This is a genomic window from Blastococcus capsensis, assembly GCF_030165005.1.
Classification (GTDB): domain Bacteria; phylum Actinomycetota; class Actinomycetes; order Mycobacteriales; family Geodermatophilaceae; genus Blastococcus; species Blastococcus capsensis.
This window is the reverse complement of the sequence record NZ_JASNNW010000001.1, coordinates 368,932-384,224: the sequence shown is the minus strand read 5'-3', so window position 1 is coordinate 384,224 and position 15,293 is coordinate 368,932. Positions and strand designations below refer to the sequence as shown.

The 15,293-nt window shown below is 73.3% G+C and carries 15 protein-coding genes; 4 read left to right on the top strand and 11 right to left on the bottom strand.

Annotated features, from left to right (window positions below; translation table 11 throughout):
• Positions 1–30 precede the first annotated feature (30 nt).
• The 5 genes from ngg to QOZ86_RS01765 form a co-directional block, all read right to left on the bottom strand.
• Positions 31–1,788 carry an N-acetylglutaminylglutamine synthetase gene (gene ngg, locus QOZ86_RS01785; protein ID WP_284490225.1) on the bottom strand — a complete coding sequence of 586 codons (1,758 nt, stop codon included), beginning with the start codon at positions 1,786–1,788 and terminating at the stop codon, positions 31–33.
• Between the two features lie 10 nt (positions 1,789–1,798).
• A complete protein-coding gene (locus QOZ86_RS01780) occupies positions 1,799–3,583 on the bottom strand; it encodes an N-acetylglutaminylglutamine amidotransferase (RefSeq protein ID WP_284490224.1) in 1,785 nt (594 codons plus the stop codon).
• A gap of 180 nt (positions 3,584–3,763) precedes the next feature.
• Positions 3,764–4,231 (bottom strand): S8 family serine peptidase, encoded by a 468-nt coding sequence (locus QOZ86_RS01775; protein ID WP_284490223.1) that lies wholly within the window; start codon positions 4,229–4,231, stop codon positions 3,764–3,766.
• A gap of 195 nt (positions 4,232–4,426) precedes the next feature.
• Entirely contained in the window at positions 4,427–4,582 is a 156-nt protein-coding gene (locus tag QOZ86_RS01770) for a hypothetical protein (RefSeq protein WP_284490222.1), read from the bottom strand.
• On the bottom strand, positions 4,561–5,226 hold the full coding sequence (locus tag QOZ86_RS01765) for a S8 family serine peptidase (RefSeq protein ID WP_284490221.1): 666 nt from the start codon (positions 5,224–5,226) through the stop codon (positions 4,561–4,563). The genes QOZ86_RS01770 and QOZ86_RS01765 overlap by 22 nt, the downstream gene beginning before the upstream one ends.
• A gap of 327 nt (positions 5,227–5,553) precedes the next feature.
• On the opposite strand from QOZ86_RS01765, the gene QOZ86_RS01760 reads away from it, so the two are divergent.
• Positions 5,554–5,904 carry a hypothetical protein gene (locus QOZ86_RS01760; protein WP_284490220.1) on the top strand — a complete coding sequence of 117 codons (351 nt, stop codon included), beginning with the start codon at positions 5,554–5,556 and terminating at the stop codon, positions 5,902–5,904.
• On the top strand, positions 5,897–6,328 hold the full coding sequence (locus QOZ86_RS01755) for a hypothetical protein (RefSeq protein WP_284490219.1): 432 nt from the start codon (positions 5,897–5,899) through the stop codon (positions 6,326–6,328). The genes QOZ86_RS01760 and QOZ86_RS01755 overlap by 8 nt, the downstream gene beginning before the upstream one ends.
• Here QOZ86_RS01755 and QOZ86_RS01750 read toward each other — a convergent pair.
• From QOZ86_RS01750 to QOZ86_RS01740, 3 genes are all read right to left on the bottom strand, one after another.
• Complete coding sequence (locus QOZ86_RS01750; RefSeq protein WP_284490218.1) at positions 6,325–6,993, bottom strand: hypothetical protein; 669 nt, start codon at positions 6,991–6,993, stop codon at positions 6,325–6,327. The genes QOZ86_RS01755 and QOZ86_RS01750 overlap by 4 nt on opposite strands.
• Positions 6,994–7,071: 78 nt before the next feature.
• Positions 7,072–7,587 carry a flavin reductase family protein gene (locus tag QOZ86_RS01745; RefSeq protein WP_284490217.1) on the bottom strand — a complete coding sequence of 172 codons (516 nt, stop codon included), beginning with the start codon at positions 7,585–7,587 and terminating at the stop codon, positions 7,072–7,074.
• Complete coding sequence (locus tag QOZ86_RS01740; protein WP_284490216.1) at positions 7,587–8,522, bottom strand: hydroxymethylglutaryl-CoA lyase; 936 nt, start codon at positions 8,520–8,522, stop codon at positions 7,587–7,589. The genes QOZ86_RS01745 and QOZ86_RS01740 overlap by 1 nt, the downstream gene beginning before the upstream one ends.
• A 157-nt stretch (positions 8,523–8,679) precedes the next feature.
• On the opposite strand from QOZ86_RS01740, the gene QOZ86_RS01735 reads away from it, so the two are divergent.
• On the top strand, positions 8,680–9,579 hold the full coding sequence (locus QOZ86_RS01735; protein ID WP_284490215.1) for a GGDEF domain-containing protein: 900 nt from the start codon (positions 8,680–8,682) through the stop codon (positions 9,577–9,579).
• 89 nt (positions 9,580–9,668) lie between these two features.
• A complete protein-coding gene (glpK, locus tag QOZ86_RS01730; protein WP_284490214.1) occupies positions 9,669–11,186 on the top strand; it encodes a glycerol kinase GlpK in 1,518 nt (505 codons plus the stop codon).
• A gap of 39 nt (positions 11,187–11,225) precedes the next feature.
• Here glpK and QOZ86_RS01725 read toward each other — a convergent pair whose 3' ends face one another.
• From QOZ86_RS01725 to QOZ86_RS01715, 3 genes are all read right to left on the bottom strand, one after another.
• Entirely contained in the window at positions 11,226–11,912 is a 687-nt protein-coding gene (locus QOZ86_RS01725; RefSeq protein ID WP_284490213.1) for a hypothetical protein, read from the bottom strand.
• A gap of 136 nt (positions 11,913–12,048) precedes the next feature.
• A complete protein-coding gene (locus QOZ86_RS01720) occupies positions 12,049–13,611 on the bottom strand; it encodes an alpha-amylase family glycosyl hydrolase (RefSeq protein WP_284490212.1) in 1,563 nt (520 codons plus the stop codon).
• On the bottom strand, positions 13,608–15,269 hold the full coding sequence (locus QOZ86_RS01715; RefSeq protein ID WP_284490211.1) for an alpha-amylase family protein: 1,662 nt from the start codon (positions 15,267–15,269) through the stop codon (positions 13,608–13,610). The genes QOZ86_RS01720 and QOZ86_RS01715 overlap by 4 nt, the downstream gene beginning before the upstream one ends.
• Positions 15,270–15,293: the final 24 nt, after the last annotated feature.

The window sequence follows — 15,293 nt, the reverse complement described above, 5'->3', positions numbered from 1 at the left end:
GGTAAAGGTTCCTATGCCTGGCACGGCGCCTCAGCGGCGGCGGGTCTCGGGGAACAGCAGATCGACGAACCGCTCCGCCGTGGGCTGCGGCTCGTGGTTGGCCAGGCCGGGGCGCTCGTTGGCCTCGATGAAGACGTACTCCGGGCCGTCCACCGCCGGCACCAGGAAGTCGATGCCGGTGACCGGGATGCCCAGCGCCTCGGCCGCGCGGACGGCCGCCTCGGCGATGTCCGGGTGCAGCTGGTCGGTGACGTCCTCGATCGTGCCGCCGGTGTGCAGGTTCGCCGTCCGCCGGACGGGCACCCGCTCCCCGTTGCGCGGCACGTCGTCCATCGCGTAGCCCGACTCGGCGACCACCTCGGCGGTCGTGTCGTCCAGCGGGATCCGCGATTCACCGCCGGTGGCCCGCTCGCGCCGCCGGCTGGTGGACCGCACGAGGTCGGCGACGGCGTGCCGGCCGTCGCCCACGATCTCCGCCGGTCGGCGGACGGCGGCGGCGACGACCTCCCGGTCGATCACCACCACCCGCAGGTCCTCGCCGTCCACCCGCTCCTCGACCAGCACGTCGGGGCAGAACTGCAGCGCCAGCGCGACCGCCCGCTCGAGGCCGGCGTCGTCCTGCACGCCGACGGTGATCCCGCGCCCCTGCTCCCCGCGGGCGGGCTTGACCACGACGTCGCCGACGGCATGCAGCAGCGTCGTCGCGTCGTCGAGGTCGCCCTCGCAGGCCAGGGCGCCCTGCGCGACCCGCACCCCGGCCCGCCGCATGATCCGGCGGGTGACCCGCTTGTCGTCGCAGCGGCTCAGGGCCACCGCGGTGGTGAACTCCGACAGCGACTCCCGGGTGAGCACCGACCGGCCGCCCAGCGTCAGCCGCATCTCACCCCAGTCGGCGTCGGTGACCTCCACCCGGATGCCACGCCGGAGCGCCTCCTCGGCGATGATCAGCGCGTACGGGTTCAGCTGCTCCAGGCCCGGCGGTCGCGCGGCGAACAGCGGCGTGTTGATCGGGTTCTTGCGCTTCACGCAGACGGCAGCGACCCGGGCGAAGCCGAGCTTGCGGTACAGCGTGATCGCCGCGGTGTTGTCGTGCATGACCGAGAGGTCCAGGTAGGCCCGGCCGCGCGCCACGTACCGCTCGGCCAGCACCCGCACCAGCGCCTCACCGGCCCCCGGCGGGGCGTCCTGCTTGTCGGCCACCAGGCACCACAGGCTCGTGCCACCCTCCGGGTCGTCGAAGGCCAGCGTGTGGTCGACACCCGTCACGGTGCCGACGACCTTGCCGGTGCGGGTGTCCTCCGCCACCAGGTAGGTAAAGGTGCGCGTGCGGTGGTTGGCCCACATCGTCTCGGGATCAGCGGCCACCATGCCGTTGCGCGCGTACAGCTCGTTGATCGCCACCATCTCTGCCTGCGACGTCACCGTCCGCACGAAGACGCCGCGGATGACCTCGGCCCGGGGCCGGTAGCGGTGCAGGTCCAGCCGGTAGGTGAGCGAGGGATCGATGAACAGCTCGTCCGGCGCCATCCCGACGAGCACCTGCGGGTCGCGCGGGTAGACGCAGATGTCCCGCCGTCCGGTCTCCTCGGCACGCAGCACGTCGACGATGCCGCCCAGGTCCCGGAAGGTCTGGCCGAAGGCCAGCTGCCCCCAGCCCAGGTCCAGCACGACGTCCTGGGCCATCCCCTCGATCTCGTGGGCGGTGGGCTCGTGCCAGGAGCGGCTGGTCAGCTCGGGCGTGGACGGGACCGCCGTGCGGCGGCGGTGACCGGCCAACCGGGGTGCCATGGTCCGCTCCTCAGACACCGTGGGTCTGGAGCCACAGCTCCAGCAGGCCCAGCTGCCACAGCTTGTTGCCGCGCAGCGGCGTGAGCTCGCCGTTGGGGTCGCCGAGCAGCTCGCGCACGTACTCCGGCCGGAACAGGCCGCGGTCGCGGGCGGCATCGCTGGAGAGGGCGTCGCGGACGAGCCCGAGCACCTTGCCCTCGAGGTGGGTGATGGCCGGAACCGGGAAGTAGCCCTTCGGCCGGTCGATCACCTCCGGCGGGATGATCCGCCGCCCGATCGCCTTGAGCACGCCCTTGCCGCCGTCGGCCAGCTTCAGCTCCGGCGGGCACATCGCGGCCAGCTCGACCAGGTCGTGGTCCAGGAACGGCACCCGCGCCTCCAGGCCCCATGCCATGGACATGTTGTCCACCCGCTTGACCGGGTCGTCGACCAGCATGATCTCGCTGTCCAGGCGCAGCGCGGCGTCGACGGCGGTCTGCGCCCCCGGTGCCTCCATGTGGGCGCGGACGAAGGCCAGGCTCGGGTCCGCAGACAGCGCGTACCGGTCGGACACCACCCGGGCCATCTGGGCGTGGTCGCGGTCGAAGAACGCCTTCGCGTAGGTGTGCACCGCATGCTCGCGGCCGACGCCGGCCAGCGGCGGATACCAGTGGTAGCCGGCGAACACCTCGTCGGCGCCCTGCCCGGACTGGACGACGCGGATGGACTGCGACACCCGCTCGCTCAGCAGGTCGAAGGCCACCACGTCGTGGCTGACCATCGGCTCGGCCATCGCGCTGATGGCGTGGCCGAGCGAACCGGCGAGCTCGTCCGAGCCGACCCGGATGCGGTGGTGGTCGGTGCCGAAGTGCTCGGCGATGACGTCGGAGTACTGGAACTCGTCGCCCTCGCGGCCGCCCACCGACTCGAAGCCGATCGAGTACGTCGACAGCCCCCCCTGTCCTTCAGCGGCCAGCAGGCCCACGATCAGGCTGGAGTCCAGGCCGCCGGAGAGCAGCACGCCGACCGGGATGTCGGCGACCAGGCGGCGGCGGACGGCGACCCGCAGCGCCTCCTCGATCGCGTCCTCCCAGTCGCGCGCGGTCCAGTTCGCGTGCTCGGGACGGCGCTCGTAGCGGGCCTCCCAGTACCGGTGCTCGGTGCTCGTGCCGTCGGGCTCGACCACCCGCACGGTGGCCGGGGGCAGCTTGCGGACGCCGTTCAGGATGGTGCGCGGTGCCGGGACGACGGCGTGCCAGGTCAGGTAGTGGTGCAGCGCGACCGGGTCGACGGAGGTGTCGACGTCCCCGCCGCGGAGCAGGGCCGGCAGCGTGGAGGCGAACCGCAGCCGCTTGCCCGGCGTCTCGGACAGGTACAGCGGCTTGATGCCCAGCCGGTCGCGGGCCATGACGACCCGGCCGGTGTCCCGCTCGGCGATGACGAAGGCGAACATGCCGTGCAGGTGCGAGACGACGTCGGTACCCCAGTGGGCGTAGCCCTTGAGGATCACCTCGGTGTCGCTGTGCGAGAAGAAGCGGTAGCCGTGACCCTCGAGCTCGGCCCGTAGTTCCTGGTAGTCGTAGATGCAGCCGTTGAAGACCGCCGTCAGCCCCAGCTCGGTGTCCACCATGGGCTGCGAGCCGCAGGTGGAGAGGTCGATGACCGAGAGCCGACGGTGGCCGAAGGCGACCGGCCCGTTGCTCCACGAGCCCTGGCCGTCGGGGCCGCGCGGCACGAGGGCCTGGACCATGCGGGCGACCGCCCCGGTGTCGGCCATGGAGCCGTCGAACGTGATCTCGCCGCTGAGGCCGCACATACGGGACGATCTAACTCGTGTCGCCCCGCCGCCGCGACGCGGGGGTGCCTCCGATGGGGAATCCGTGGCACAGGTCACTCACGGTTCCACGTGGAACGACGCGAGGGCCCAGGCATAGGAAGCTACGCATACGCCTGGGACCCCAGGAGCGTATGCATAGCCTCCTATGCCCGGGGGCGGTCAACCCCGGGGCTTCGGCCCGGCGTGCGCCGGTCGCCGTCCCTCCTGCTGGGCCGCCGGCTCGGCGGACCCGGTGAGCGCCTCCACCGCGGCAACGACGTCGACCAGGCCGGCGCCCTTGTCGTAGGAGGTGCTGTAGCCGCCCACCGTCTGGTAGGCCGCACCGTCGGTGTACCGGTGGGTGGTGCTCTTCAGCGCGGCCTCGATCTCGGCCGGCGTCGCCGTCGGATCGGCCTGGAACAGCTGGGCCACGATGCCGGCCACGTGCGGAGCGGCCATCGACGTCCCGCTGATGGTGTTGGAGGTGCCGACGTCGAGCAGTCCCGGGCCGGTGCGGAAGTCCAGCCCGGTGGAGCAGACCGGCAGGTACGGGCGGCAGGCCGAGGTGATGTTCTCGCCGGGCGCGGAGAGGTCCGGCCAGGTCGAGGGGGCGGCCGCGGCACCGCGGGAGGAGTACTCGCTGACCACGCCGTCGCGGGTGCCGGTGTCCTGGTCGTAGTAGGCGGGTGCCGGTGTCCTGGTCGTAGTAGGAGGCCACCGACAGGATGCCGCCGGTCGGGTCCTGTCCGGGCGGGTTGGTGAGCGACGCCGACCCGTCGCCGCCGTCGTTGCCGGCCGCCCACACGGTGACGACGCCGTCGGCGGCCAGCGCGCGCTGCAGCTTCACCGTGGCCGAGTTCGGTCGAACTCCCCGCCACCGCTGGGCCCGTAGCTGTTGTTGGTCACCTTGATCGGCGGGCAGACCTCCGCCGGCACGCCGTCGCCGCAGGGCGCCTCGTGGTTCTCCAGCACCCAGTTCAGCGCCGAGTCGGCGCCCACGATGAGCAGTACCGCGCCGGTGGAGATCGGGGCCAGGCTCCGCCGGGGGTCGCGCCGGTGAGCTGCCCGCCGTCGGTCAGCGTCGTCGGCCGACCGGCGACGATGCCGCTCACGTGCGTGCCGTGCCCGCCCACCGCGAGCGTGTCGGTGTCGACGGCGCCCGGGACCGGGACCGGGACCACGCAGTCGGGAGTGGTGCTGGCCTCCACCAGGCACACGCTCTTGAGGTTGGCGACGACGGCGCTGCTGCCGTCGGGGTTGCGGATGTACGGGTGGTCCGGGTCGATGCCGGAGTCGATGACGGCCACCGAGACACCGCTGCCGTCCAGGCCCTGCTCGTTCGCGCCGGTGAGGGTGGCCACCGCTTCCGCGCCGCGGGTGGCGGTGTGGGACGTCTCCTGGGTGAACTCGATGGGCGTGTTGCCCTCGAGGTAGGTGACGCCGGGCCGGCTGCGGGCGGCCTCGATCTGCGCGGCGGTGCCGGAGGCGACCACGACGCCGATCCGCTCGAACTCGGTCACCGGGCGCATGCCGGTGGCGCTCACGGCCGCCCGCGCCGCGGTGATGCCGGTGCCGTGCACGAGCACCGTGGTGGGGGTCGCCGCGGCCGGCGAGGAGAGCTGGTCGGCCAGGGAGTCCTGCACCGGCGCGAGCGGGGAGTCGGAGGGGGCGGCCTGGGCGGGGGCGGCGAGCAGAGCGCCGGCGACCAGGTGCCCGTCACCGCAGTCCGGCTCGAACAGGGAGCCGACCTGAGGTTTTCGTGGACTGTCATACCGGCCCCGCGCGGTCTCCGTCGGGGGTGCCGGAATGGTCGGCCCGGCCGACCCCGGCCAGGGATGCTGCGTGCCGCGAGCTCGCCGCCTCCCCCAGGCCCTGGGGCCCGCATCAGGGCGACGGCGCACCCGGCGGGAGGATGAGGGCGTGCCGCACCTCTCCTCGCGTCCCGGGCGGGCGCGGTGACGCTCGTGCTCGTGATCCCCGCGACGGCTGTCGCCGTGCTGCTCACCCTCCTCGGGCTGGCCTCGACGGTGGCCGGCCGCCGCATCGGCCTGCTGCACCTCGTAGGGGCCGGCGTGCTGGAGGCGCTGCTGGTCGTGCAGGCGGTGGTGGCGGGCGTCGCCATGGCCGGTGGCGACGCACCGGCGGACACCCCCACGTTCCTCGGCTACCTGTTCGGCGTGCTGCTGATCCCGGTGGCCGGCGTGCTGTGGGCCCGGTCCGAGCACACCCGCTGGGCCGGCACGGTCCTCGCCGTCGCCTCGGCGGCGGTCGGCGTCATGGTGTGGCGGCTGTTGCAGCTCTGGGAGACCGCCGGTGCCTGACCGCTCCGCGCTGGGCCCGGCCGCGGAGGCCTCCGGCGGGGCGTCCACCGGCCCGGCCCGGGTGCTGGTGCTGCTGTACGGGATCTTCGCCCTGGCCGCCGGTGCCCGGGCGGCGGTGCAACTGAGCACCCGGTTCGCCGAGGCGCCGGTGGCCTACCTGCTCTCCGCCCTCGCCGCGGTCGTCTACGTGGTGGCCACCGTGGCACTGGTGCGGGGCGGCCGCGGTGGGCGGCGGACGGCGCTGGTGGCCATCACCGTCGAACTCGTCGGCGTCCTGGTGGTGGGCACGCTGTCGCTGGTCGACCCGGCGGCCTTCCCGGACGAGACCGTGTGGTCCGGCTACGGGCGCGGCTACGGGTTCGTGCCGCTGGTCCTGCCCGTGCTGGGCCTGCTGCTGCTGCGGCGGCGCGGCACGGCGGACTAGAAGTCCCCGCCCCCGAAGTCCCCGCCGCCGAAGTCCCCGCCGTAGTCGCCGTCGGCGCCCGCGCCGTCCTCGTAGCCGGCGGCGTAGGCCTCCTCGTCCCCGCCGCCGAACAGCCCGCCGTCACCCGGGCCGGTGTCGAACAGCGCGTCGGCCACCGCGGTGCCGACGACGAGCCCGCCGATGGTGCCGAGCATGCTGCCGCCGATGATCCCGCCCATGCCGGGCCCACCGAAGCCGCCGCCGTACCCGGGTCCGCGGGCCGGCCCGTAGCCACCCCGGGCCGGCCCGAAGGTGCGCTCCATGAACCCCGGCTGCCGCAGCTCGGCGCGGGTCGCCGCGCGGGCGAGGGTCCGCGGGTCGTCGCCGACGGGGCGCTCGCCGGCGGGGACGGCGTCGCTCAGCTGGGCCAGCACCTCCTGGCGTTGCGCGTGGGTGAGCTGCTCGAAGGCCTCCGCGTGGGCCTGCTCGATCTGGTCCGGCGGGGCGGTCCGCAGCAGGTAGCGGTACCGCTCGATCGCCTGCTGGTCGGCCGACGGCGGCCGGCGCTGGGCGTAGCCCTGCTCGGGACCCGGACCGTATCCCTGGCCGTATCCGTCGTCATAGCCCGCGTAGCGCCGGTCGTCGTGGTGCTTCCGGCGGCCGAAGAGCCGGTCGAGCAGTCCCATCGGATCCCTCCTCGCGTCGGGGGCACGCGCACCCGGTTCCGGAGATGCCCCGGATCCGGCGGGAGGAACCGCCGCCGATCATGCCTCGCCGCTGCGCAGCAGCCCGTACGCGCCGCGGTGGAACAGCAGGGGGCTGCGGTCCGGCGCCGCGCCCAGGCCCAGCACCCGCGCCACGACGATGGTGTGGTCCCCGCCGTCGTACTCCGCCCACAGCTCCCCGTCGATCCAGGCCACGACGTCGTCGAGCACGGGTGAGCCGTGCGCGCTGGGGGTCCACCGCACGCCGGCGAACTTGTCGGTGCCCGACCGCGCGAAGTTCTGCGAGACGGCGTCCTGCCCCTCGGCCAGCACGTTGACGCAGAACCGGCCGATCTCCCGCAGCCGTACCCACGTGCGGGAGGTGCGGGCCGGCGCCAACGCCACGAGGGGCGGGTCCAGCGACAGCGAGCTGAACGACTGGCAGGTGAAGCCGATCGGGCCGTCGGGGGTGTCGGCGGTGACCACGGTGACCCCGGAGGCGAAGTGGCCGAGCACGTCGCGCATCACCCGGGGGTCGACGATCCGGGGCGGCTCGGAGGGCCCGTCGGCGGCCATCAGCGATCCTCGGCCGGTCGCGGCACCGACCGGCCCCCGGCCCGGTACAGCGAGCTGGGCAGCTCGTGGCCCACGGCGTCCTCGGTGATCCGCCCGGCGGCCAGCAGCGCCTCCAGGTCCAGGCCGGTGCGGACGCCGGACTCCTCCAGCAGGTAGACCAGCTCCTCGGTGGCGATGTTGCCGCTGGCGCCCGGCGCGAAGGGGCAGCCGCCCAGGCCGCCGATCGAGGCGTCGAGCTGCGTGACGCCCGCCTGGACCGCGGCCAGCGCGTTGGCCTGTCCGGTGCCGCGGGTGTCGTGGAAGTGCACGCCCACGGCGATTCCCGGGCACGCGCGCCGGACTGCGTCGAGGAGGGTGACCACGCGCAGCGGCGTCGTCGTCCCGATGGTGTCGCCCAGGCAGAGCTGGTCGGCGCCGGCCGTGACCGCCGCCCGGGCGACGTCGACCGTGCGGGTCACCGGGGTGCGTCCGTCGAACGGGCAGTCCCACGCCGTCGCGATGATGACCTCGAGGGATCCCCCGGCGCCGTGCGCCAGGGCGGCGATCTCGGCGACGGCGGCGACCGCCTCGGCGGTGCTGCGCCCGGCGTTGGCCCGGCTGTGCCCGTCGGAGGCGGAGACGACGTACTCGAGGTCGGCCACGCCGGCGTCCACTGCACGGACGGCGCCGCGCGGGTTGGCGACCAGCGCCGACCAGTGCACCTCCGGCCAGCGGGTGAGCTCCGCCGCCACCCGGTCGGCGTCGGCGAGTGCAGGCACGGCCTTCGGGGACACGAACGACGTCGCCTCGATCCGGCGGACGCCGGTGGCCACGAGGGCCTCCAGCATCGCCAGCTTGGCCTCCAGCGGCACGGGGGCCTCCAGCTGGAGCCCGTCGCGCATGCCCACTTCGCGGATGTCCACCGAGGTGGGCAGGATCAGGTCGAAGTCGGACATCTGCGTCTCCTCCGTGCGGCGAACGGCTACGCCCGCATCATCCCCCCGCCCCGGTCGTTCCCTCGATCAGGCGTTCCGGGTCGGATGCGACCGGCCCAGGGAGCACATCCGGCGCCCCGTCCACCAAGATGGGTGCAGGTACGGGAGGTGGGAAGTGGTGGAGGTGGCGGATGCGCTGCCCCCGGCGGATCGGCGGAGTGCTTTCGCCAACGCGCCGATGGGGATCGCGCTGACGACGCCTGCCGGTCTCCTGGTCGACGTCAACCCGGCGCTGTCGGAGATGGTCGGGCGCTCGGCCGAGGAGCTGCACGGCCGTTCCATGATGGACTTCGTGCACCCCGACGCAGTCGCCGCCGCGCAGCAGGCGTACGGCATGCTCACCGCCGAGCCGGACCGGCCGATGCGGCTGGAAACCCGCCTGATCTGCAGCGACGGCTCGGACGTGCCGGTGCAGATCACGGCCTCGTGGGTGCCCGAGACCCCCGAGGGGCAGGCCGCGCACCTGGTGCTGATCATCGAGGACATCACCGAGCGGAAGGCGCTGGAGGCGCAGCTGGTCCACCGCTCCCTGCACGATCCGCTCACCGGGCTGCCCAACCGGCTGCTGTTCCACGACCGGCTGCGGCACGCGCTGGACCGCGGCCACCGCGAGGACACCCCGACCTGCGTGCTGATCATCGACCTGGACGGCTTCAAGGCGATCAACGACGAGCTGGGTCATCCGATGGGTGACCGCGTGCTGGTCTCCTTCGCCGAACGGCTGCACTCGGTGCTGCGGGCCAGCGACACCGCGGCCCGCCTGGGCGGCGACGAGTTCAGCATCGTCTGCGAGAACACCGAGCGGGCTGATGCCGCGGCGCTCGCCGACCGGCTGCGCACCACCGTCACCGAGCCGCTCGACCTCGACGGCACGCGCGTGCCCGTGGGGATCAGCATCGGCATCGGCACGGTGCGGGGCGGCGAGGAGCCCGAGGTGGTCTACGAGCGGGTCGTGCGCGAGGCCGACGACGACATGTACACCGACAAGTCGCGCCGCCGGCCGAACCGGCGCCGCTGACGCGGGGCATCGGCCGTCCTCGTCGTATGCCCGCCGACCGGCGCGGCCCTGTCCCACGTCGACCTCCGACCCGGCCGAGAGGAACGCCCGTGAGCCAGTACGTCGCCGCGATCGACCAGGGCACCACCAGCACCCGCTGCATGATCTTCGACCACGACGGGGCGGTCGTGTCGGTCGGCCAGAAGGAGCACCAGCAGATCTTTCCGCGGGCGGGGTGGGTGGAGCACGACGCGCTGGAGATCTGGCGCAACACCCGGGAGGTGGTCGGCCAGGCCATCGCGCGCAGCGACGTGGGGCCAGCCGACATCGTCGCCGTGGGCATCACCAACCAGCGCGAGACGGCGGTCGTCTGGGACCGGGCGACCGGCCGGCCGGTCCACAACGCGATCGTCTGGCAGGACACCCGCACGTCCCGGATCGTCGAGCAGCTCGGCGCCCTCGGCGGTGGAGCCGATCGGTACAAGGACACGGTCGGCCTGCCGCTGGCCACGTACTTCGCCGGCCCGAAGGTCCGCTGGATCCTGGACAACGTCGACGGCGCCCGGGAGCGCGCCGAGCGCGGTGAGCTGCTCATGGGGACCATCGACTCCTGGCTGATCTGGAACATGACCGGCGGAGCGGACGGCGGGCAGCACCTCACCGACGTCTCCAACGCCTCCCGCACCATGCTCATGGACTACCGGACGCTGGCCTGGGACGAGTCCATCGCCGGGGAGATGGGCATCCCGGTCTCGATGCTCCCGGAGATCCGGTCGAACTCCGAGGAGTACGGCCGCGGACGCCCGTCCGGCTTTCTCGCCGGGGTGCCGATCGCCGGTTCGCTGGGCGACCAGCAGGCGGCGACGTTCGGGCAGGTCTGCTTCGAGCGCGGGATGGCCAAGAACACCTACGGCACGGGCAACTTCATGCTGCTCAACACGGGAGAGGAGGCGGTCCGGTCGGAGAACGGCCTGCTCACCACGCTGTGCTACCAGCTCGGGGACGCCAAGCCGGTGTACGCGCTGGAGGGCTCGATCGCCGTCACCGGGTCGCTGGTGCAGTGGGTCCGCGACAACCTGGGGCTGATATCGGCAGCCCCCGAGATCGAGGACCTGGCCCGATCCGTCGAGGACAACGGCGGTGCGTACGTCGTGCCCGCCTTCTCCGGGCTGTTCGCCCCGCACTGGCGCGCGGACGCCCGCGGCGCCATCGTCGGGCTCACCCGCTACGTCACGAAAGGGCACCTGGCCCGGGCGGTGCTCGAGGCCACCGCGTACCAGACCCGCGAGGTGCTCGACGCGATGAACGCCGACTCCGGCGTGGACCTGACCGAGCTGCGGGTCGACGGCGGGATGGTGGGCAACGAGCTGCTCATGCAGTTCCAGGCCGACCTGCTCGACGTCCCGGTGATCCGGCCGACGATCGCGGAGACCACCGCCCTGGGCGCGGCGTACGCCGCGGGCCTGGCCGTCGGTTTCTGGTCCGGCCTCGACGAGCTGACCGCGAAGTGGTCGGAGGACCGGCGCTGGGAGCCGCGGATGCCCGCCGAGGAGCGGGAGCGGAACTACCGCAACTGGCAGAAGGCGGTGACCAAGTCGCTGGACTGGGTGGACGAGGACGTCAGCTGAGCCCGTCGGGCCCTCGACCGGTGCCGTTCGGCTCCGACCTCAGCCCCCGACCCAGTGGGTGACCGCGCGCAGCCGGGCGAAGACCGCGGTGATGGCCGGCAGCACGCAGGCGAAGAGCACGAAGACGGCGACGGCGACCCGGTCCTCGTCGCCGAGGGTGAGCATTCCGGCGACCAGCGCGACGGCGAGGACGCCGATCGCGGCCAGCGCCGAGCCGAACAGGAGGCCCGGTGCGTGCCTCTGCAGCAGGCGGACCCCGCCGGCGATCAGGCCGACCGCGCACGGCAGGCCGAGGATCAGCAGCGTGGTCACGGCGTCGCGCTCGCCGCTCAACGCCGCGATGAGCATGACCAGCGAGCCGAGGGCGGTGAGCGCGCCGGTCACGATGCCGAGGACGCCGGCCGAGGTCACCACGGTCGGGCGAGTCCTGGGGGACTGCCACCCGCCGTAGCCGGGATGGCCATAGGGGGCCTGCCCGTAGGGGTGCTGGCCGTAGGGGTGCTGGCCGTAGGGCTGCTGGCCGTAGGGAGGTTGCCAGTACGGAGCCTGGCCGTAGGGCGGCTGGCCGTACGGAGGTTGCCAGTACGGAGCTTGCGAGTACGGAGCCTGCGAGTACGGAGACTGGCCGTAGGGCGGCTGGCCGTACGGCGCCGTACCCGATGGCCTGGGTGCCCGGCTGCTCCGGCCCCGGTTCCCCGCCCGACGCAGGGGCGCCCCAGTGCTCACCGTCGCTCATGCGGTTCAGTCTGCCCGCCACCCGTCCGGGAACGGGCCTCGACACCGGTCCCGGTCACCCGGGCGGGGCGGGATCCGACGAGGATCACCGGCCGTCCGGTCGACTCTCTCTCGACGACCGCCGCCGTCATCCGGTGGGCGTCCCCGCCGGGGCGAGCAGGACGGCCGCGTCGGGCCCCAGGGCACCGGCCCAGGCAGCACCCTCGGTGCTACAGGTCGACGAGACCTCCACGGCCGCGGGCTCGTCCAGCGGGAACCGGGCCGGCGCATCGGTGAAGTTCACCGCGACGACCCGTCGGTCGGCGCCGGCCTGCCGCTCGTAGGCCAGCACCCCGTCGGGAGCCGGCACGGCCCTCCAGGCACCCGTGGAGAGGGCGGGCGAGCGGCGCCGGGCGGCCAGGAGCCGCCGGTAGAGGTGCAGGACCGAGGTCGGGTCCGCCCGCTGTGCGGCGGCGCTGCGCGCGCCGGCGTCCGGGGCGAAGGGCAGCCAGGGCTCCGGCGGCCAGCCGTGGCCGTCGTCCGCCGTCCAGGGGATCGGTGCCCGGCACCCGTCGCGGCCCCCGGGGTCGACCCGCCGGTCCGGCGGGACGACGGCGTCCTCGAGCCCCAGTTCCTCGCCCGCGTAGAGGAACGGCGTGCCCGGCAGGGTCAGCAGCAGGACGGCGGCCGCCCGCGCCCGTGCCTCCGACCCGCCGTAGCGGGTGCGGTGGCGCGGGTTGTCGTGGTTGGACAGCACCCAGGTCGGCCAGGAACCGCCGGGCTCCAGCGCCGCGAGGGTCTCCTCGACCACCGAGCGCCAGAAGGACGCCTCCCAGGGGCCGGACAGCGGGACGAAGTTGAAGGCCAGGTGCAGCTCGTCGCCCGCGCCGTAGTAGGGGGCGATCAGGGCGGGCGAACGCAGATTGACCTCACCGACCATGGCGCGGTCCCCGGGGAACTCGTCGAGCACCGCCCGGATCCCGCGCAGCAGGCCGTGGGTCGCCGGCAGGTCGTGGCTGTGCACGACGTTGGTGCCGACGAGCTCCGGGGGGTGGTCGGGCAGCTCCGGGTCCTTGCCGATCAGGTGGACGACGTCCGCGCGGAAACCGTCCACGCCGCGCCGCAGCCAGAACCGGAGGACGTCGTGCATCGCCTCCTGCACGGCGGGATCGGCCCAGTTGAGATCGGGTTGCTCGGGGAGGAACAGGTGCAGGTACCACTGCGTGGTGTCCTCGTCCCAGGTCCAGGCAGGGCCGCCGGTGAACTGCGCCAGCCAGTTGTTCGGCGGCGTGCCCGGCTCGCCGTCCCGCCACAGGTACCAGTTGCGGCGGGCAGAGTCGCGGGAGCTGCGGGAGTCGAGGAACCACGGGTGCTGGTCGCTGGTGTGGTTGGGCACCCAGTCCAGCATCAGCCGCATGCCCCGGTCGTGGACGTCGGCCAGGAGCCGGTCGAAGGCCGCGAGGTCGCCGAACAGGGGATCGATGTCGCAGTGGTCCGCGATGTCGTACCCCGCGTCGGCCATGGGCGAGCGGTAGACCGGCGAGAGCCACAGCGCGTCGACGCCGAGCCAGCTCAGGTGGTCCAGCCGGGCCCGGATCCCCTCCAGGTCCCCGATCCCGTCGCCGGAGGAGTCGGCGAAGGACCGGGGGTAGATCTGGTAGACCACGCCGCTGCGCCACCACGGCGCGCCGGGGGCCGGCCCGCCGGTCACAGCGCCGTCCCGCTGCCCGCGGGCCTCGCGCGCAGCCACCGATAGCCGTAGGGCGCGAGGGAGACGCGAGGATCGTCCGGGTCGAGCGGCTCGTAGCGGTCGCCGCCGAAGATGTCGCTGACCTCCTCGAGTCGGTTGCCGTCGGCCAGGTCGATCCGGGTCTCGACGTCGTCGCCGGACAGGTTGTGCACGGCGAGCACCGTGCCGTCCAGCCAGTCGCACCGGTGGGCGAGGATCCGCGGGTCGCCGGAGTCCAGCACCGTCCAGGTGCCCCAGCCGAACTCGGGGGACTCCTTGCGGACGCGGATCGCGCGCTCCACCCGGTTGAGCAGGGAGTCCTCGCGCCGGCGCTGCTCGGCGACGTTGACCTCCTGGTAGCGGAACGGGCCGTCGTCGACGACGGGGGCCACGAGCTCGTCGGCACCGGAGAAGCCGCCGTTGCGCCCATCGGTCCACTGCATGACCGTGCGGACGCTCTTGCGCCCCTCGATCGCCAGGTCGTCGCCCATCCCGATCTCCTCGCCGTAGAGGAGCACCGGGGTCCCGGGCAGGGTCAGGAGCAGGCTGAACGCCAGCTCGATCCGCCTGCGGTCGCCGCCGACCATCGGGGGCAGCCGCCGCCGGATGCCGCGGCCGTAGATCCGCATGTCCTGCTCCGGGGCGAAGGCGGCCATCACCTCCTCCTTCTCCTCGGTCGGCAGCCGAGAGAGGTTCAGCTCGTCGTGGTTGCGCAGGAAGTTCAGCCACTGGGAGGTCCGCGGCGGCGGCGGCGTCCGCCGGAGGTGCTCGGCCAGGGGGGCCGCCTCGCCGCGGGCGAGGGCGGTGAACACCGCGCCGGACAGGATGAAGTTGAACAGCCCGGTCATCTCGTCGCCGTCGTCACCGAAGAAGGTCTCGCGGTCCCCGGGGTCCAGGTTGACCTCGCCGAACAGCACGGCGTCCCCGCGGCGACGGGAGAGGAAGCCGCGCATGTCCTGCAGGATCAGGTGCGGGTCCTGCGGCATCTGGTTCTCGATCCCGGCGTCCCCGATGAGGTACGGCGCGGCGTCCACCCGGAACCCGGAGACCCCGAGCTCGAGCCAGAAACCCATGATCCGGTGGATCTCGTCGCGGACGTCGGGGTTGGCGGTGTTGAGGTCGGGCTCCGACGAGTAGAAGCGGTGCAGGTAGAACTGCCCGGCCTCCTCGTCCCAGGCCCAGTTGCTGTCCTCCTCGTCCGGGAAGATGACCTTGGCCTCGTCCTCCGGCGGCTGGTCGGCCCACACGTACCAGTCGCGGTACCGGGAGTTGCGGTCGCGGCGGGCCTCCTGGAACCAGGGGTGCTCGCTGGAGGTGTGGTTCACCACGAGGTCGATCACCACCCGGATCCCGAGGTCCCGCGCGGTGCGGACGAACTCGACGAACTCGCCCAGCGTGCCCAGCCGGGGGTCCACGGTGTAGTAGTCGCTCACGTCGTAGCCGTCGTCCCGTCCCGGAGTCGGGTAGAAGGGCAGCAACCACAGGCAGGTCACGCCCAGGCCGGACAGGTAGGGCAGGCGATGGGTCAGACCCCGGAAGTCGCCGATCCCGTCGCCGTCGGAGTCCATGAACGTCTCGACGTCCACGGAGTAGACGACGGCGTTCTTCCACCACTGGTCGCTGACGGCCGGGTCGAACATCCTCTCGCCCTACCCGCGATCCGG